This window comes from Cellulomonas sp. McL0606 (assembly GCF_058248365.1).
In genome coordinates this window covers 3,607,321-3,623,134 of the sequence record NZ_CM177779.1, presented here as the reverse complement: position 1 = coordinate 3,623,134, position 15,814 = coordinate 3,607,321, and the positions used below count along the sequence as shown (strand labels likewise).

Genomic DNA, 15,814 nt, shown 5'->3' with positions numbered 1-15,814 from the left:
GCCCGCCGGGCCCGACACGAAGCCAGCCCGCCTGGCCCGGACACGAAGCCAGCAGGGCGCCGTCGGTGCCCGAAGACGTGCGCACCGACGGCTGCCCTGCTGTGGCTTCGCGCGACCAGAGGCCGCGCCGCGACGCCGCGATGACCGCGAGGTCAGGCACCTATCGCGTCAACGATCGTCGTCCGACCAACGGCGGTAGTCGTCGTTGTCGTCGTCAGTGTCGGTCTCCACAACCGCGCGAGGGCGGTTGTCGGTCACGACATCGTTGTGGCCGTGCGACGTGGAGCTCCTGCTCGAGAACTCGGTAGTTGGTCTCCGGGCTGAAGTACTTCAGCTCCCGGGCCACCTTCGTCTGCTTAGCCTTCTGACGGCCGCGCCCCATGGCATCGACCCCCTCTTACGTGGATGCGGGGCGGCTCCGTGCAAGACACGTGCGGCCCCGGGGTGCTGAATTTCGTCTCTTCGTGGGGCAATCGTACATGGTCGCCGCGTATTCCGACCACTTGCGTGGCGCGATCCGCGTCACGTGCCCGAGTCGTCCGGATCGGCGTCGTCCAGGCGATGGCACGGCACGTACCCGAGCGGACCCCCGGCGTCGCGCAGGTGGCCCTGTGCGGGCCGGCGAGACACCGCGCGATAGGCATCCGTCCAGTCGGACGACCGTCCAGGTAGTGTGCGGTGTTGTTCGGGCGTGTCGAGTGGTTTGCCCGAATGGTCGGGTTTAGTCTGGTGTGACGGCTCCGAGGGGCAGGCCGTGCGTGTGCCATGGGAGTGCTGTGAAGATCCGTCTGAAAGCGCTCTCCGGGTATGCGATATGCGTCGCTTTCATGCATGCTGGGTGAGATGTCCCGCTTTGCGGGCCGGTGACGGTCCAATGGTCCGATCGAAGTTGCCGGGCTTGAGAGCAACGGAGAACCCGAAGAAGCCGGGTACCGACACTGTCGGTGCCGTGAGCCAAGAAGCCGCCAGGAGGCAGCTCGTGAACGCACACGCCCCAGAGTCCGAGACTCTGCTCACCCCGTCGGAGGTGGCCACGCTGTTCCGCGTGGACCCGAAGACTGTGACCCGCTGGGCCAAGGCCGGCAAGCTGTCGTCCATCCGCACGCTGGGTGGTCACCGCCGCTACCGCGAGTCCGAGGTTCGCGACCTCCTCAACGGAATCCCACAGCAGCGTTCTGACAGCTGACCGAGTCCTTCGACTCGACACGCCCGGGCGCGGTCCCGGGACGGAGGCGCGCCCATGAACGACGCTGCGCGCCCGAGCCTCCTCGACAGTCCCTCCCACGCGGACCGCGTGCTCGCCGGCCCGGCTCGTCCTGCCAGCCCGCCCCCCCGTTCGTTCAAGCGCCCCGCACTGGTGGCTAGTCGCCCCGCCGCGCAGCCACGACAGCGACGAGCGCGACGAACGCGGTGACCCCGGCCGCGACGCTCCCCAGCACCGTCAGTGCCCGCGTGCGCGCCTCGGGTCCACCCTCGCCCGTCGTGGCGTCGGACCACAGCCGCCGTCCGCGCTCCATGGCCCGGCCCGCCTGTGCCCGCGGGTCGAGGCGTGCGGCAAGCTCGTCGACGGTCGCTGCGAGCTGGGCTCGCGTCGCGGTGATGTCCGCCTCGATGGCGACCATCTCGGGCGTGCTGAAGGGTTCGACCGGCTTGGCGGGGCGGTCGGGCGTCTCGTCGCTCATGAGCGGATCCCTTGCTTGATCGCGTCGACGTCTTCTTGCAGGGTCTCGACGGCGCGGATGGTCGACGGTGGCGTGCCCTTCTTGATGCTCCGGATGCCCAGCAGCGCGAGGACGGCGACGACCAGCAGCAGGACGACCGTGACGATCAGCGCGGCGAGCCACAGGTCGACGACGAGCGCCAGCGCGATGATGGCCGTCGCGATCGCGGCGGCCAGGAAGTACAGGGCGAGGACGCCGGCGACGACGAGCATCCCGGCGCCGATGCCGATCTTCTGGGCGCGACCGGCGATCTCGGCCTTGAACAGCTCGATCTCCGCCCGGACGAGCCTGGCGCCCGTCTCGCTGATCTCGCTGACGAGCTGGCCCAGGGATCGTTCGTCGCCCGGGGGTCCCGACTGGGTGGTCATGGCGCAACCTCTCGCTCTGGTGACTCGTCGAGGTACAAGTGTGCTGGTCGCAGCGCGGCCCCGCGAGGTGTGCGGTGGTCAGTTCTCCCAGGGGTGGACCTGCTCCTCGGCCGGGTGTGTCGGCTCGTGCACGCGGACGATGGAGATCGCGGGCCCGGTCGGCAGGTGTCGCCGGCCCCAGGCCGCTGCGCCCGCGCCCACGAGCACGAGCGCCACGCCGATGATCAGGGCGGCCAGCCAGGGGTCGACCGCGTGGGACAGGCCCAGGACCGCGGCGGTGACGAACAGGGCCAGCCCGAAGAATGTCACGAGCGCCGCGACGCCGAACGCGATCGCCGACGGCCGGACCTCGACCGCGCGGGCGCGGACGCTGCTGGTGACGGCGTTGATCTCGGCCTGCACGGCCTGGCGGACGTGGTCCTCGACCTGCTCGATCTTCTCGCGCGCCTTCTCCGTGAAGGGCTCGGTGAAGCGGTCGAAGAAGCCCCGGGATCGCTCGCCCTTCTCGGGGCCGGGGGTGTCCGTCATGGTGACTCCTTGCGCTCGGGGACTGCGCCCCACCCTAGGTCTCGCGGTGTCGCCCAGGGTGGTAGACAGGGCCTGGGCAGGGCGCCCACCTGAAGGAGCGCACGATGGCCGTGGTGGAGATGGACCAGCTGGGGCACGTGGATGTCGCCGTCATCCTGTTCGACGGACCGGACGTCGGCGACGGGGTGGCCGAGGCGCTCACCGCGCTGCACGGGCAGGGGACGGTCCGCGTCATCGACCTCGCAGAGGTCAGCAAGGCGGCCGACGGGACGATCACCGTGATCGAGCCGTCGGAGGGCGAGACCGGTACGGCCCTGGACTCCGTGGGCGACGACCCGCTCGACCTGTTGAGCGAGTCCGACCTGATGGAGATCGGCGAGGGGCTCGATCCTGGGCAGCTGGCGCTGGTCGTCGTCTGGGAGAACGCGTGGGCCGTGCAGTTCACCCAGGCCGTGCGCTCGTCGGGCGGCGATGTCGTGCTCTTCGACCGCATCCCGCGGGAGATCGTTCAGGCCGCCGTCGAGGCGCTGGCAGAAGGAGATGGTGCGTGATGCGCGGACGACGGATGGGACGCCCTGGGCTCGTCGGGACGATGGCGCGGACGGCGGTGATCGCGGGGACGGCGACGGCGGTCAGCGGCAGCGTGTCGCGGCACTCGGCGGCCAACCAGCAGCAGGCCGCGCAGGCGCAGGCGGCCGAGCAGCAGGCGATGGTCGACCAGGCGGCCCCGGCACCCGTGGACGCAGCGCCGCCGGTGGACATCATCGGGCAGCTGAAGCAGCTCGGTGACCTCAAGGCCGCGGGCGTCTTGACCGACGAGGAGTTCGCGGCCGCCAAGGCCAAGCTGCTCGGCTGACGCGCTGCGCGACGAAGCCCCGCTCCGGATCCATCCGGGCGGGGCTTCGGTGGTGGCTCCGACGGGCGTCGATCCCGTGACCTCACGATTTTCAGTCGTGCGCTCTACCAACTGAGCTACAGAGCCGTGAAACGAGAACGCCGGTCCGCGGACCGGCGAATCGAGCGACCCCGACGGGACTTGAACCCGCGACCTCCGCCGTGACAGGGCGGCGCGCTAACCAACTGCGCTACGGGGCCTTGGTGGTGCTAAGGCCTTCATGCAACTGCGTGTACTGCGTACCCCCAACGGGATTCGAACCCGTGCTACCGCCGTGAAAGGGCGGGGTCCTAGGCCGCTAGACGATGGGGGCATGTCCAACCCCTGACGTCGAGGCGTCGGAAGACCGGTGATGAGCATACGGGGTCATCGGCCCGATCTCCAAAGCGGCCCCGGGGCCGCCGTCCGGCGTGGACCCAGCCTGCGAAGATGGTCGCATGGTTGAGATGACGCGCGCCGAGTTCGAGGACGCGGTGCGCGACGCGCTCGACGAGATACCGCAGAGCGCCGCGATGATGGACAACGTCGTCGTGCTGGTGGAGGACTCGCCGCCGGCCGACGAGCAGGACCTGCTCGGGCTGTACGAGGGGACACCGCTGACCGAGCGGGGCGACTTCTGGGCGTCCGGGTCCCTGCCGGACCGGATCACGATCTTCCGCCTGCCGACGCTCGCGTTCTGTGCGGACCGGTCCGAGGTCGTCGAGGAGGTCGCCGTGACCGTCGTGCACGAGATCGCCCACCACTTCGGCATCGACGACGACCGGCTGCACGACCTCGGTTGGGGCTGACCCCGGTGGGCCACGACCACGACCACCCGACCGCGGCGCAGGCGCACCGGGGTCGGCTCGTCGCCGTGCTCGTCCTGACGCTCGTCGTCCTGGTGGTCGAGGTGGTCGGGGGTGTGGTGTCCGGGTCGTTCGCGCTGGTCGCGGACGCCGGGCACATGCTCACCGATGCCGCCGGGGTGGGTCTGGCGCTCGGTGCGACCGCGCTCGCCGCCCGCCCCGCGACCGCCGCGCGCACGTTCGGCTGGCAGCGCGCCGAGATCCTGGCCGCCCTGGTCAACGGCCTGGTCATCGGGGTGGTGGGTGTGCTCGTGATCGTCGGCGGCGTCCGACGGCTGCTCGATCCGGCGCCCGTCGAGGCGGGCCTCATGCTCGGCGTGGCGTGCGTCGGGCTCGTCGCCAACGGTGTGGGGCTGGCCCTGCTGCAGCGGGGGCAGGGGGAGTCGCTCACCGTCCGCGGGGCGTACCTCGAGGTGCTCGGCGACCTGCTCGGCTCCGTGGCGGTGGTCGCGGCCGCTGTCGTCGTGCTGGCGACGGGGTACCTGCGGGCCGACGGGATCGCGTCGGTGCTGATCGGGGTGATGATCGTGCCGCGCGCGGTCGGGCTGCTGCGCGAGGTCGGCGCGGTGCTCCTGGAGGCCACCCCGCGTGGCGTCGACCTGGACGCGATCCGGTCGCACATCTGCGGTGTGCCGGGGGTGCTCGGCGTCCACGACCTGCACGCCTGGACCATCACGTCGGGCGTGCCCGTGCTCTCGGCGCACGTCGAGGTCCCCGACGACCTGCTGGCCCGCGGCGAGGCCGGCCGCGTCCTGGATGACCTGCGGCACTGCCTGGCCGGCCACTTCGACGTCGCGCACTGCACGTTCCAGCTGGAGCCCCCGTCGTCCACCCGCGAGGAGCACCACTCCCACGTGTGACGCGCGCGTCTAGGGTCGGGGCATGGTTGCTGTCGGGATCGTGGTGCTGCCGCAGGATCGGTGGGAGGTCGGGCGGGCGAAGTGGCTGCAGGCCGAGGAGTGGGGGTTCGACCACGCGTGGACGTACGACCACCTGGCCTGGCGGACGCTCGTCGACCAGCCGTGGTTCGCGACCGTCCCGCTGCTCGCCGCCGCGGCGGCCGTCACCTCCCGGATCGGGCTGGGCACGCTGGTGGCGTCGCCGAACTTCCGGCAGCCGGTGCCGTTCGCCAAGGACGTGCTGGGTCTCGACGACATCAGCGGCGGCCGGTTCGTGCTCGGGATCGGTGCGGGTGGCGAGGGGCTCGACTCGTGGGTGGCGGGTGACCCGATCAGCCGCGGCGAGCGGACGCGGCGGTTCGAGGAGTTCGTCGCGCTGCTGGACATGCTGCTGACCACGCCGGTCACCGCGCACCAGGGGGAGTTCTACCGGGCCGACGGTGCACGGATGATCCCCGGCACGCTCGCGCGGCCGCGCACGCCGTTCGTCGTGGCCGCCAACGGGCCGCGGACCATGGCGCTCGCCGCGCGGTACGGGCAGGGCTGGGTCACCTACGGCCAGACGTTCCTGTCCGAGGGCGGCGACCTCACCGCCGAGCAGGAGCAGTGGTGGGAGGGGCTGGCGACGATGCAGTCGGCCGTCGACGAGGCCGTCGCCGCTCACCGGCCCGCCGGGTCGCCGACGCTGCGGCGCTACCTGTCGCTCGACGGTGCGCCGATCTTCTCGATGCAGTCCGGGGACCTCGTCGTCGAGGGGATCGAGCGCGCGGCCGCGCTGGGGTTCACCGACGTGATCGTGCACTGGCCCCGCGACGAGGGCGTCTACTCGGGCTCACCGAAGGTCCTGGAGGCGCTCGTCGACAACCTCCCGCGTCTGCAGGGCCTCGCGGTCCGTCCGCGCTGAGTGCGGGTCAGTGAGCCTGGCGGGCCGACCAGGCGCTGCTGACCATGTCGAGCAGGGTGTGGCGCATCCGCCAGTCCAGGTCGCGGGCGGCCAGCTCACCGCTGGCGACGATGCGCGCGGGGTCACCGGGGCGACGGGCGGCCAGCTCGGGCTCGAACGCGATGCCGGTGGCCTGCGCGACGGCCGTCATGATCTCCCGGACGGACGAGCCGGCGCCGGAGCCCAGGTTGTAGACGGGCTCGAGCGGGGTGCCCGCGGCCAGGGCCTGCGCCGCCGCGACGTGCGAGGTCGCGAGGTCGGCGACGTGCAGGTAGTCGCGGACGCAGGTGCCGTCGGGCGTCGGGTAGTCGGTGCCGTTGATGCGCGGGGTGCGACCCGCGGCGAGGGCGTCCAGGACCAGGGGGAAGAGGTTGTGCGGGCTGGTGTCGTACAGGTCGTCGGTGGCCGACCCGACCACGTTGAAGTACCGCAGCGACGTGTGCCGCAGACCGGTCGCGCGGGCCTGGTCGGCCAGGACCCACTCGCCGATGAGCTTGGACTCGCCGTAGGGCGACTCGGGGCTCGTCGCGGTGGCCTCGGTGACCAGGTCGACGTCTGGGGTCCCGTAGACGGCCGCCGACGAGGAGAACACGATCGCGTCGACGCCCTGGGAGGCCATCGCCTCGAGCAGGTGGACCGTGCCCGTGACGTTCTGCTCGTAGGTGTGCAGCGGGCGGCTGACCGAGACGCCGGCGTACTTGAAGCCCGCGAGGTGCACCACGCCGACCACGCCGTGCTGGCTGAGCGTGTCAGCGACCAGGTCGGTGTCCAGGATCGAGCCCTGGACCAGCGGGACGTCCGCGGGGACGAAGTCCTTGTGCCCGCTGGACAGGTCGTCGAGCACCACGGTGCCGAGTCCCACCTGCCCGAACGCCCGGACCACGTGCGACCCGATGTACCCGGCACCGCCGGTGACCAGCCATGTCATGCATCCGAGCCTACCGACGGTCGCTGCGGGGACGCGGTGCCGACCAGAGGTCGGGACGCCGGGGTGCATCCGCTAGGGATCGTCAGGGGGAAGGGCAGGTAGCGGTGGCGTGGGGGCCGATGCTCAGTATGCTGAGCATTCCTAGTCCTGCCAGGCACACGATCGTCGTGTCCGGTCCGCCCAGCTCCACCCACGGCCGAAGGGACGAGATGCACGGCGAGACCAGTGTGCAGCAGGCGATCATTGCCCAGTCGGACGGGCACGCGCTGCTCGCGCAGGGCGTCGAGGACGCGATGACTCGTACGGCTCGCGTCTTGGCGGACTTCGTCGACGAACGCGTGCGGCTCGCGGGCGGACGCTCGCAGGTGGCGGCGCGGCTGTGGACCGACCTCGCGGCGGTCGTCGGCGGCAAGCTGATGCGACCCAGGCTGGCGGTCGCGGCGTACCTGGGCCTCGGTGGCGACGACCCCGCCGCCGTAGCGCCCGTCGCCGCGGCCGTCGAGGTGCTGCACACCGCGATGCTCGTGCACGACGACCTGCTGGACCACGACGAGCTTCCGGCGGGGACGGCCGAACGTCGCGGGCGCCACACGCGCGCGGCTGGACGGGCGCGGGCTGGACGGGCGCGCGATCGAGGACCAGGTGCTCGCGGCCGGGCTCCTCGCCGGCGATCTCGCGATCGCCGCGGCGTTCTCGCTGGTGGCGGGCGCGCCGACGGGTTCCGGCACCAAGGTGCGCATCATCGAACGGTTGGCCGAGGGCATCGAGACGACGGTCGTCGGCGAGCTGCTCGACATGGCCGCCGCGCTGGACCGACCCCGGGACGTGGACGCGCTCGCGGTCGCCGAGCTCAAGACGGCGGCCTACTCGGGCAGCCTCCCGCTCGTGGTGGGCGGGATCCTCGCGGGTGCCGACGACGAGACCGTGGCGTCGCTGGCCGCCGTCGGCTCCGCACTGGGCGTGGCGTTCCAGCTGCGCGACGACGAGCTCGGGGTGTTCGGGGACCCGCAGCTGACGGGCAAGTCGGTGCTCTCCGACCTTCGTGAGGGCAAGCGCACCGAGCTGCTGCGACGGACGTACGCGCTCGCCGACGAGGCGGGCTGCGCGGTGCTCGACCGGTACGTCGGCCGCGCAGACCTCGACGGGGCCGGGGCGGAGCGGGTGCGTACGGTGATGCGCGACAGCGGTGCGCTGGACTCGGTGCGGGACCTGACCCGGCGGACCGCGTGGCACGCGCGCGAGCTGGCGGTGGGCGCGCTGCCCGAACCGCTGGGAGGCTACCTGGTGGGCGTGGTCGACGACCTCGTCGGGCGGGGCCGCTGAGTGACGGAGGAGATCGTGGGGCAGGCGAGGGACCGGGCGCTGCGGCTCTACGACGTCACCGCCGCGCGCACCAGCGCGAACGTCCTCGCCGTCTACTCCACCTCGTTCGGTCTGGGCACGCGGCTGCTCGGCCGGCGTGCGCAGCAGGACATCCGGGCCGTGTACGCCCTGGTGCGTCTCGCCGACGAGGTGGTCGACACCTACCGCGGCGACGACGCCGGCGCCGAGCTGGACGAGCTGGAGACGCAGACGCACCGAGCGCTGCGCACCGGCTACTCGACCAACCTCGTCGTCCATGCGTTCGCCCGGACGGCCCGGCGCGTCGGGATCACGCAGGCCGAGACGGTGCCGTTCTACGCGTCCATGCGCGCCGACCTGACCGTGCACAGCCACGACCGCGCCAGCTACGAGGCCTACGTCTTCGGTTCCGCCGAGGTGGTGGGTCTCATGTGCGTCCGGGCCTTCCTGAACGAGCCCCGGCGCCCGGGCGACCCCGTGGTCGAGCCGACGAGCACGCAGGTGGCCGGCGCCCGGGCACTCGGCGCCGCGTTCCAGAAGATCAACTTCCTGCGCGACCTGGGCATCGACAACGCCGAGCTGGACCGCACGTACTTTCCCGGCACCCGCCCCGGTGTCGTCTCCTCGGAGCAGCTGACCGAGATCCTCGAGGAGATCGCCGACGACGTCGCCGTGGCCCGGTCGGCGCTGCCCGAGCTGCCGCCGCGCGCCCGGTACGCGGTGGCCGCGACGCTCGCCCTGTACCAGCGGCTGCTCGACGACCTCGCGCAGTGCACGCCGGCGCAGATCCTCGACCGCCGCGTGCGGCTGTCGACGCCCACCAAGCTGCTCGTCGTCGGGGAGGCCGTCGTCGCGCAGGCGCGGGCGGGCCGGTGACCGGACGGGTCGTCGTCGTCGGCGGCGGGATCGCCGGGCTCGCCACGGCGGCCCTGCTGGCCCGCGGGGGAGCGGGCGTCACCCTGCTCGAGGCCCACGACCGGGTCGGTGGGCGGGCGGGCCTGCTGGAGCGGGACGGGTTCCGGTTCGACACCGGGCCGTCCTGGTACTTCATGCCAGAGGTCTTCGCCCACGCGTTCGCGCTGCTCGGGGAGCGCATCGAGGATTACGTCGACCTGGTACGGCTCGATCCGGCCTACCGCCTCTTCCCCGAGCAGGGTGCGCCGCTGGACGTCGTGCAGGACGCCGAGATCAACTGGAAGGCGTTCGACGCGCTCGAGCCGGGAGCCGGCCAGGCGATGCGTGCGTACGCGCAGGCGTCGACGCAGGCCTACCGCGACGCCCTCGAGTCGTTCCTGTACACGACCTTCGCGCGACCGGACCGGCTGCTCACGGTCGACGTCCTGCGGCGGTCGCCCACGCTCGTCGACCTGCTGACGCACACGCTCGCGGACCGGATCGAGGGCACCGTCGAGAACCCCGTCCTGCGACAGGTCCTGGGCTACCCCGCGGTGTTCCTCGGCAGCTCGCCGTACCGCGTCCCCGCGCTCTACTCCCTCATGAGCCACCTCGACCTCGTCGACGGCGTACGTTTCCCGCGCGGCGGGATGTACACGATCATCGAGGCCCTCGAGCGCCTCGCAGTGCGCGAAGGGGTCCGGATCCGCACCGGCGCCGCCGTGGCCTCGATCGAGGTCGATCCCGACGGGCGGCGCGGGGTGGCCCGGGGCGTGCGGCTGGCCACGGGTGAGCTGGTGGCCGCCGACGTCGTCGTCTCGGCCGCGGACCGGCACCACACGGAGACCGAGCTGCTCGACGCGCGGTTCAGCGACCTGCCCGCGCGCGAGTGGGAGACCCGCGGCCCCGGCATCTCGGCGCTGGTCATCATGGCGGGCGTGCGCGGCGAGTTGCCCGAGCTGGCTCACCACTCGCTGTTCTTCACGCGCGACTGGCGGACGAACTTCGAAGACATCCTCGGCACGGACCGGGCGTCGACCCGCACGAGGATCCCCGAGGTGGCCTCGCTGTACGTCTCGCGGACGACGGCCACCGATCCGAGCGCCGCCCCCGACGGCCACGAGAACCTGTTCGTCCTCGTCCCGTTCCCCGCCGATCCGTCGGTGGGCGACCTCGACGCACACGCCGACCGCTACCTCGACCAGATCGGGACGTGGGCGGGCATCCCGAACCTGCGCGAACGCGTCGTGGTGCGCGAGCTGCGGGGGCCGGCGGACTTCGCACGCGACTTCCACGCCTGGCGCGGGAGTGCCCTGGGCATGGAGCACACGCTGCGACAGAGCGCGATGTTCCGCCCCGGCGACGCATCCGAGCGCGTCCCGAACCTGCTGCACGCCGGCGGTGGGACGATCCCCGGTGTGGGCCTGCCGATGTGCCTGATCAGCGCCGAGCTCGTGGTGAAGCGGATGCTCGGTGAGACGTCCGCGCGCCCGTTGCCCGCGCCCCTGCGCCCCGGCTTCCTGGCCTCGGCGCGACCGCGCGGCGTGTGGAGCGCCGTCAGCCGATGAGTTTCTCTATCTCGGCGCCCTGCTCGTCTCGCTGGGCGGCCTCGCGATCCTCGACCGACGGTTCCGGCTGGCCTTCTGGGCCGACGCCCGCCGGGCCGGGCTCACCGTCGGGATCGGCGTGGTCGGGTTCCTGCTCTGGGACCTCGCCGGGCTGGGGCTGCACATCTTCGCGCGCGGCGACTCCCCGAACATGGCCGGCATCCTGATCGCTCCGGAGCTGCCCGTGGAGGAGGCATTCTTCCTCGCCCTGCTCTGCTACACGGCCCTGCTGGTCTGGCGCGGGCTGGAGCGGTGGCGACGATGACCAACGCCGTCATGAACCTCATCGTGCTCGTGGTCCTCGGGGCGGTCTCGTGGCCCGTGCTCCGCCGGCTGCGCGGTGGCCCGGTGACCGGCACGGTCCTCGTGCTCTGCCTGCTGACCGTCGTCTTCGACACGGCGATGATCGCGGCCGGGCTCTACGTGTTCGACGCCGACAAGATCCTCGGCGTCTACGTCTGGGGTGCGCCGATCGAGGACTTCGCGTACGCGATCGCGGCCGCCGTCGGTATGCCGGTGCTCTGGACGGTGCTCGGGCGGGGGAGGGACGAGTGAGGGAGGTCCTCGCGGCGTCGCGCCCGTTCTCCTGGATCAACACCGCCTACCCGTTCGCGGCCGGCTACCTGCTCGCCACGGGCGGGCGGGTGGATGCGCTGTTCGTCGTCGGCACCCTGTTCTTCCTGGTCCCGTACAACCTGCTGATGTACGGGATCAACGACGTCTTCGACTACGCCTCCGACCTGCGCAACCCGCGCAAGGGCGGCATCGAGGGCGGGCTCGTCCCCATCGACCGGGCACGGTCGGTGCACCGGCGGATCCTGTGGTCGTGCGTCGTGCTGAACGCGCCGTTCGTGGTCTACCTGCTGCTGAACGGCTCTTCCGGGGCGGACGCGGTGCTCGTCGGCGTCCTCTTCCTGGTGATCGCCTACTCGGCCCCCGTGCTGCGCTTCAAGGAGCGCCCGGTGCTCGACTCGTTCACCTCGGCCATGCACTTCGTCGGCCCCCTGCTCTACGCGTTGGTGCTGGTCGGGGCCTCCTTGACGACGAGGACGACGTGGCCGGTGCTCGTGGCGTTCGTGCTCTGGGGGATGGCGTCGCACGCGTTCGGGGCGGTGCAGGACGTGCGCGCGGACCGCGAGGGCGGGATCGCGTCGGTCGCGACGGCACTGGGTGCGCACGCCACCGTCGTCGCCGCGACCGTCCTCTACGTCGTGGCCGCAGCCGTCCTGCTGCTGGGTCCCTGGCCGATCGCGGCCGTCCTGCCGATCCCCTACGCCATCAGCACCGCGCAGTACTGGTCCGTCCGCGACGACGACTGCGAACGCGCCAACGCGGGCTGGCGTCGGTTCCTGTGGCTGAACCTGGTCACCGGCTTCCTGGTGACCATGCTGCTCATCGTGATCGCACGAACGTGAGCGCCTTCACGCGTTGACCTGCGCGTCTGGCAGAGTGCGCGCATGGCGAACGCTTCCGCGCACGACTGGTCGATCTTCCTGGTGATCGTCGGCCTGCGACTGATCGTGCCGTTGTTCATCCCGAAGTTCCCGCTGCCCGCCATCCTGGCCGCGCTCGTCATCGACGGTCTCGACCAGACGATCTTCGCGACGTACACCGACCTGCCCCTGGACAACTACCAGTCCTATGACAAGGCGCTGGACATCTACTACCTGACCATCGCGTACCTGGCGGTGATGCGGAACTGGCGCAACCCGTTCGCGGTCGGGGTGGCCGCGGCGCTCTGGTACTACCGGCTGGTCGGCGTTCTCGCGTTCGAGCTCACCGGGTACCGCTGGATGCTCATGGTGTTCCCCAACACCTTCGAGTACTTCGTCATCGCCATCGAGGTGGTCCGCACCCGCTGGGACGCCGGCACGCTCTCCAAGAAGGCCTTCGTCTGGACCGCCGCGCTCATCTGGATCTTCATCAAGCTGCCGCAGGAGTGGTGGATCCACGTCGCCCAGCTGGACTTCACGGACGAGTTCAAGACGAAGGTCCTCGGCATCGAGACCACCGACCCCTGGTCCGCGGCCTGGGACGCCCGCCCCGGGGTGGTGATCGGCCTGGTCGTGCTGCTCGTCGCGATCGTTGTCGTCGGCTGGCGCCTCTCGCGCCGCCTGCCCCCGGCCGCCTGGCCGTTCACCGTCGACGCCGACGTCATCAGCCGCCGCGTCGGCTGGCTGCCCACCGGCCCGATCGCGGTGGCCCCCCGCGGCACGGCGCACGTGCTCGAGAAGATCGCGCTCGCCGGCCTGGTCTCGCTCATCGTGCTCGAGTCGTGGCCGCTGCTCGACGTCCGGTCGTGGGTCGCGTTCGTCGTCGTCGGCGCGGTCGTGCTCGTGCACGCCGGGGTGTCGGTGTGGCGGACCCGGGCCGGCCGGACCACGGCCGCGAACCTCGGCGTCCAGGTGGTCATCAACACCGTCATCAGCCTCGTGGCCATGCTCGTCTTCGCGGCGTTCGCCAGCCGTGGCTCGGCCGACATCTCCGTGGGGGACGTGCTGCTCTTCGCGTACATCGTGGCGCTGATCGTCACGCTGTACGACCGGTACGCGGCCCGTCGTGAGGCGATCGTGCCGGCGGGTCCGTCACCTCACGACGATGTGCGCTCCTCGACCGCGGTGGGCGGCCGATAGCGCACCAGGAGCGCACGCAGGCCGCGGACGGCGAGGACCCAGGCGATGAGGAGGAGCGCCACGGTGCAGATGCGGGCCGCGGTCCACGGCAGCGCATCGACCCACGTCGGGCCCGCGTTCTGCGACGACGAGAACCCGTACCGTGTCGACCCCCGCCGTCGAGACCAGCCACGTCAGCGCCACGGCGGGCAGCAGGTAGGCGCCCGCGCGAGCCGGGACGCGGTTGCGGGACGCGACGACGGCGCCACCGGTCGCGATCAGGAGCGTCGCGACGGCCGGGGCGGCGAGCGCGGTACCGGCCGGCGCCGGGGCGTAGAGCCCGACGAGCCCTGTGTGGAGGTGCCGAAGTGCGGGTCCGGCGTAGAGCGACACCGAGAGGACCGACGCGACGACCGCCAGGACGTGCATGCTGCCGGTGCCCGGCCGGGCATCGCGCACGAGCGCCACCAGTCCGAACGTCGCGAGCGTCCACAGCAGCCCGACCAGGAGCGCGATGACCGCGGTGCCGGCGGACCCGGGGACGTTGTCGAGCGGGCTCGGGTCGAAGGCAGGCAGGGCAGGGAGGGCCGACGCCGTTCCGACCTGGACCGTCAGGAAGTAAGCAGGGCCGGCGTTCGTGCCGGACAGCCACGCCCAGGAGGCGAGGGTCGCGGGCACGGCGTAGAGCCAGGCGAACCGCGCGGCTCGCCGTGGCCGCCATGCGACGCCGACCGAGGCGACGACCACGACGGTCGCCACGACGAGCAGAAACGGCCCGTCCCCGTTCGCCCCGAGGTCGAGAGCACGAGCCAGCGCCCAGACGGCCACGGCGACGACCGAGGCGGCCTGGGCGAGCCACCAGACCCATCGGTCGCGCCCGCGCAGGTCCGCCATGCGCCCAACCTAGGGGTCGTCTGTCGGCTGCGCGGAGGTTTCGCCACGACTGCCGTCGGGTGGTCCGCTCAACCCGGTCCCGACGGACGAACCAGTCGTTCTCGAGGCTCACGCGTCCGGGACGGGGATGCCGTCGGCGTCGACCGGGGTGGTGACGTCGGACCGGACGCCGAGCCGGCCGGCCACGAGCGGGCCGGTGAACCCGTAGACGACCGCGGTGGCCAGCACCACGCCGAACACGACGGGCACCAGCTGCGGGAACGGCTTGCCGGCCTCCTCGAACTGCAGCGCGAACAGGCTGGCGGTGGACGCGGCGACGATGCCGCGGGGCGCCATCCAGCCGACCATCACGCGCTCTCGTCGGGACAGCACGGTTCTCGTCGTGGCGGTCCAGGCGGCGACCGGGCGCAGGACGAGGACGAGCAGCGCGACGAGCCCGAGCGTGGCCGGGGCGTACGTGATCAGCTCGTGCAGGTCCACGCGGGCGGCCAGCACGATGAACAGCGAGCCGATCACCAGCACGCCGACGTGGCTGCCGAACTCGTGCAGCGCGTCGAGCCCGATGAACTTCTGGTTCGCCAGCGTGACGCCCAGGGCGGTCGCCGCCCAGAGGCCTGACTCCTCGTACATCGCCTCCGCGCAGGCGAACGCGGTCAGCGCCAGAGCGACGCCGAGGACCACCTCCATCGAGCGGGGCACGCGCGCGAACCGGATGAGCGCGACGTACACCGCCGCGGTGACGACGCCGACCGCGATCCCCGTCAGGCCTGTCTTGAGGAGCCCCTGCGGGTGCTCGTGCAGGGCGATGTTGGTGATGCCGAGCGCGACGGTCGCGCCGATCGGGTCGATGAAGATGCCCTCGAACGCGAGCACCGACTCGAGCGGCTGCTTCGGCTTGATCACCGCGAGCAGGGGCCCGACGACGGTGGGTCCGGACACGATGAGGATCGCTCCGATCACCGCTGCCCGGACGGGTGGCAGGTCGAACACCCAGTACGTCAGCAACGAGGCACCGACGCCGGTGATCAGCGCGCCGACGGTGACCAGGCCGAGAACAGGGCGTCGGGCGCCGCCCTGCAACCGGGAGAAGTCGAGCTTCAGCGACTCCTCGAACAGCAGGAGTGCGACCGCCATCGAGACGAGCGGGAAGAGGTCGTCCCCGAGGAGCGCGTCCGGGTCAACCCAACCGAGTACCGGGCCGACCAGCAGCCCGAGGAGCAGCAGCAGGATGATCGACGGGATGCGCGTGGCCTTGCCCAGAAGCTGGCCGACGACGCCGAACAGGACGATCGCGGCGATGCCGCCCGTGAACGCGAGTTCCATGGGGACATCATGTCCG

The 15,814-nt window shown here is 71.7% G+C and carries 19 protein-coding genes, 3 tRNA genes and 2 pseudogenes; 14 read left to right on the top strand and 10 right to left on the bottom strand.

Annotation, left to right across the window (positions count from 1 at the left end):
• Nucleotides 1–168: 168 nt before the first annotated feature.
• Nucleotides 169–382 (bottom strand): annotated as a pseudogene (locus tag AC38ZX_RS18435) (DUF3073 domain-containing protein).
• Nucleotides 383–979: 597 nt separating this feature from the next.
• Here AC38ZX_RS18435 and AC38ZX_RS18430 point away from each other — a divergent pair.
• Nucleotides 980–1,186, top strand: a complete 207-nt coding sequence (locus AC38ZX_RS18430) for a BldC family transcriptional regulator (protein WP_426596003.1) — start codon at nucleotides 980–982, stop codon at nucleotides 1,184–1,186.
• 175 nt (nucleotides 1,187–1,361) lie between these two features.
• Here the strand turns inward: AC38ZX_RS18430 and AC38ZX_RS18425 are convergent, their stop codons facing one another.
• The 3 genes from AC38ZX_RS18425 to AC38ZX_RS18415 form a co-directional block, all read right to left on the bottom strand.
• On the bottom strand, nucleotides 1,362–1,682 hold the full coding sequence (locus AC38ZX_RS18425) for a DUF3618 domain-containing protein (protein ID WP_426593237.1): 321 nt from the start codon (nucleotides 1,680–1,682) through the stop codon (nucleotides 1,362–1,364).
• A complete protein-coding gene (locus AC38ZX_RS18420) occupies nucleotides 1,679–2,089 on the bottom strand; it encodes a phage holin family protein (protein ID WP_426593236.1) in 411 nt (136 codons plus the stop codon). The genes AC38ZX_RS18425 and AC38ZX_RS18420 overlap by 4 nt, the downstream gene beginning before the upstream one ends.
• A 78-nt stretch (nucleotides 2,090–2,167) precedes the next feature.
• Nucleotides 2,168–2,617, bottom strand: coding sequence for a phage holin family protein (locus AC38ZX_RS18415; protein WP_491295434.1), 450 nt, complete (start codon nucleotides 2,615–2,617; stop codon nucleotides 2,168–2,170).
• A 104-nt stretch (nucleotides 2,618–2,721) separates the two neighbouring features.
• Here AC38ZX_RS18415 and AC38ZX_RS18410 point away from each other — a divergent pair, with 104 nt between their 5' ends.
• Both AC38ZX_RS18410 and AC38ZX_RS18405 read left to right on the top strand, forming a co-directional pair.
• Nucleotides 2,722–3,168: a DUF6325 family protein gene (locus tag AC38ZX_RS18410; protein ID WP_491295433.1), complete on the top strand. Its 447-nt coding sequence runs from the start codon at nucleotides 2,722–2,724 to the stop codon at nucleotides 3,166–3,168.
• Between the two features lie 14 nt (nucleotides 3,169–3,182).
• Nucleotides 3,183–3,473 (top strand): SHOCT domain-containing protein, encoded by a 291-nt coding sequence (locus AC38ZX_RS18405; protein ID WP_491295432.1) that lies wholly within the window; start codon nucleotides 3,183–3,185, stop codon nucleotides 3,471–3,473.
• 50 nt (nucleotides 3,474–3,523) lie between these two features.
• On the opposite strand, the gene AC38ZX_RS18400 is transcribed toward AC38ZX_RS18405, so the two are convergent.
• From AC38ZX_RS18400 to AC38ZX_RS18390, 3 genes are all read right to left on the bottom strand, one after another.
• A tRNA-Phe gene (locus AC38ZX_RS18400) sits at nucleotides 3,524–3,599 on the bottom strand.
• 39 nt (nucleotides 3,600–3,638) lie between these two features.
• Nucleotides 3,639–3,712 (bottom strand) — tRNA-Asp (locus AC38ZX_RS18395).
• 40 nt (nucleotides 3,713–3,752) lie between these two features.
• Nucleotides 3,753–3,825, bottom strand: a tRNA-Glu gene (locus AC38ZX_RS18390).
• A gap of 124 nt (nucleotides 3,826–3,949) precedes the next feature.
• Here AC38ZX_RS18390 and AC38ZX_RS18385 point away from each other — a divergent pair.
• From AC38ZX_RS18385 to AC38ZX_RS18375, 3 genes are read left to right on the top strand one after another with little or no spacing between them, the layout of a single operon-like run.
• Nucleotides 3,950–4,300 (top strand): metallopeptidase family protein, encoded by a 351-nt coding sequence (locus AC38ZX_RS18385; protein WP_491295431.1) that lies wholly within the window; start codon nucleotides 3,950–3,952, stop codon nucleotides 4,298–4,300.
• 5 nt (nucleotides 4,301–4,305) lie between these two features.
• Nucleotides 4,306–5,217 carry a cation diffusion facilitator family transporter gene (locus tag AC38ZX_RS18380; protein ID WP_491295430.1) on the top strand — a complete coding sequence of 304 codons (912 nt, stop codon included), beginning with the start codon at nucleotides 4,306–4,308 and terminating at the stop codon, nucleotides 5,215–5,217.
• 22 nt (nucleotides 5,218–5,239) lie between these two features.
• Nucleotides 5,240–6,160 (top strand): LLM class flavin-dependent oxidoreductase, encoded by a 921-nt coding sequence (locus tag AC38ZX_RS18375; RefSeq protein WP_491295429.1) that lies wholly within the window; start codon nucleotides 5,240–5,242, stop codon nucleotides 6,158–6,160.
• A 7-nt stretch (nucleotides 6,161–6,167) separates the two neighbouring features.
• On the opposite strand, the gene galE is transcribed toward AC38ZX_RS18375, so the two are convergent.
• Entirely contained in the window at nucleotides 6,168–7,127 is a 960-nt protein-coding gene (gene galE / locus AC38ZX_RS18370) for a UDP-glucose 4-epimerase GalE (RefSeq protein ID WP_491295428.1), read from the bottom strand.
• On the opposite strand from galE, the pseudogene AC38ZX_RS18365 reads away from it, so the two are divergent.
• The 8 genes and pseudogenes from AC38ZX_RS18365 to AC38ZX_RS18330 all read left to right on the top strand — a co-directional run.
• Nucleotides 7,121–7,657: pseudogene (locus tag AC38ZX_RS18365) on the top strand (hypothetical protein); the annotation flags it as partial. The gene galE and the pseudogene AC38ZX_RS18365 sit on opposite strands and share 7 nt — an antisense overlap.
• 112 nt (nucleotides 7,658–7,769) lie before the next feature.
• A complete protein-coding gene (locus AC38ZX_RS18360; protein WP_491295427.1) occupies nucleotides 7,770–8,450 on the top strand; it encodes a polyprenyl synthetase family protein in 681 nt (226 codons plus the stop codon).
• Nucleotides 8,451–8,465: 15 nt separating this feature from the next.
• A complete protein-coding gene (locus AC38ZX_RS18355) occupies nucleotides 8,466–9,344 on the top strand; it encodes a phytoene/squalene synthase family protein (RefSeq protein ID WP_426593227.1) in 879 nt (292 codons plus the stop codon).
• On the top strand, nucleotides 9,341–10,930 hold the full coding sequence (crtI, locus tag AC38ZX_RS18350) for a phytoene desaturase family protein (protein ID WP_426593226.1): 1,590 nt from the start codon (nucleotides 9,341–9,343) through the stop codon (nucleotides 10,928–10,930). The genes AC38ZX_RS18355 and crtI overlap by 4 nt, the downstream gene beginning before the upstream one ends.
• The gene (locus tag AC38ZX_RS18345; protein WP_491295426.1) at nucleotides 10,836–11,234 is read left to right on the top strand and encodes a lycopene cyclase domain-containing protein; all 399 of its coding nucleotides are present in this window, start codon (nucleotides 10,836–10,838) and stop codon (nucleotides 11,232–11,234) included. Before crtI ends, AC38ZX_RS18345 begins: the two co-directional genes overlap by 95 nt.
• Nucleotides 11,231–11,524: a lycopene cyclase domain-containing protein gene (locus tag AC38ZX_RS18340; RefSeq protein ID WP_426593224.1), complete on the top strand. Its 294-nt coding sequence runs from the start codon at nucleotides 11,231–11,233 to the stop codon at nucleotides 11,522–11,524. The genes AC38ZX_RS18345 and AC38ZX_RS18340 overlap by 4 nt, the downstream gene beginning before the upstream one ends.
• Nucleotides 11,521–12,384, top strand: coding sequence for a prenyltransferase (locus AC38ZX_RS18335; protein WP_426593223.1), 864 nt, complete (start codon nucleotides 11,521–11,523; stop codon nucleotides 12,382–12,384). The genes AC38ZX_RS18340 and AC38ZX_RS18335 overlap by 4 nt, the downstream gene beginning before the upstream one ends.
• A 42-nt stretch (nucleotides 12,385–12,426) precedes the next feature.
• On the top strand, nucleotides 12,427–13,602 hold the full coding sequence (locus AC38ZX_RS18330; RefSeq protein ID WP_426593222.1) for a hypothetical protein: 1,176 nt from the start codon (nucleotides 12,427–12,429) through the stop codon (nucleotides 13,600–13,602).
• Here AC38ZX_RS18330 and AC38ZX_RS18325 read toward each other — a convergent pair.
• Nucleotides 13,555–14,475: a hypothetical protein gene (locus AC38ZX_RS18325; RefSeq protein ID WP_491295425.1), complete on the bottom strand. Its 921-nt coding sequence runs from the start codon at nucleotides 14,473–14,475 to the stop codon at nucleotides 13,555–13,557. The two genes, AC38ZX_RS18330 and AC38ZX_RS18325, sit on opposite strands and share 48 nt — an antisense overlap.
• A gap of 108 nt (nucleotides 14,476–14,583) precedes the next feature.
• Nucleotides 14,584–15,798 (bottom strand): cation:proton antiporter, encoded by a 1,215-nt coding sequence (locus tag AC38ZX_RS18320; RefSeq protein ID WP_426593220.1) that lies wholly within the window; start codon nucleotides 15,796–15,798, stop codon nucleotides 14,584–14,586.
• Nucleotides 15,799–15,814: the final 16 nt, after the last annotated feature.

Excerpts from the sequence above, each read along its gene's own strand:
- AC38ZX_RS18425 (WP_426593237.1), bottom strand. The coding sequence starts at position 1,682 with ATGAGCGACGAGACGCCCGACCGCCCCGCCAAGCCGGTCGAACCCTTC.
- AC38ZX_RS18420 (WP_426593236.1), bottom strand. The coding sequence starts at position 2,089 with ATGACCACCCAGTCGGGACCCCCGGGCGACGAACGATCCCTGGGCCAG.
- AC38ZX_RS18415 (WP_491295434.1), bottom strand. The coding sequence starts at position 2,617 with ATGACGGACACCCCCGGCCCCGAGAAGGGCGAGCGATCCCGGGGCTTC.
- AC38ZX_RS18410 (WP_491295433.1), top strand. The coding sequence starts at position 2,722 with ATGGCCGTGGTGGAGATGGACCAGCTGGGGCACGTGGATGTCGCCGTC.
- AC38ZX_RS18405 (WP_491295432.1), top strand. The coding sequence starts at position 3,183 with ATGGGACGCCCTGGGCTCGTCGGGACGATGGCGCGGACGGCGGTGATC.
- AC38ZX_RS18385 (WP_491295431.1), top strand. The coding sequence starts at position 3,950 with ATGGTTGAGATGACGCGCGCCGAGTTCGAGGACGCGGTGCGCGACGCG.
- AC38ZX_RS18375 (WP_491295429.1), top strand. The coding sequence starts at position 5,240 with ATGGTTGCTGTCGGGATCGTGGTGCTGCCGCAGGATCGGTGGGAGGTC.
- galE (WP_491295428.1), bottom strand. The coding sequence starts at position 7,127 with ATGACATGGCTGGTCACCGGCGGTGCCGGGTACATCGGGTCGCACGTG.
- AC38ZX_RS18340 (WP_426593224.1), top strand. The coding sequence starts at position 11,231 with ATGACCAACGCCGTCATGAACCTCATCGTGCTCGTGGTCCTCGGGGCG.
- AC38ZX_RS18330 (WP_426593222.1), top strand. The coding sequence starts at position 12,427 with ATGGCGAACGCTTCCGCGCACGACTGGTCGATCTTCCTGGTGATCGTC.
- AC38ZX_RS18325 (WP_491295425.1), bottom strand. The coding sequence starts at position 14,475 with ATGGCGGACCTGCGCGGGCGCGACCGATGGGTCTGGTGGCTCGCCCAG.
- AC38ZX_RS18320 (WP_426593220.1), bottom strand. The coding sequence starts at position 15,798 with ATGGAACTCGCGTTCACGGGCGGCATCGCCGCGATCGTCCTGTTCGGC.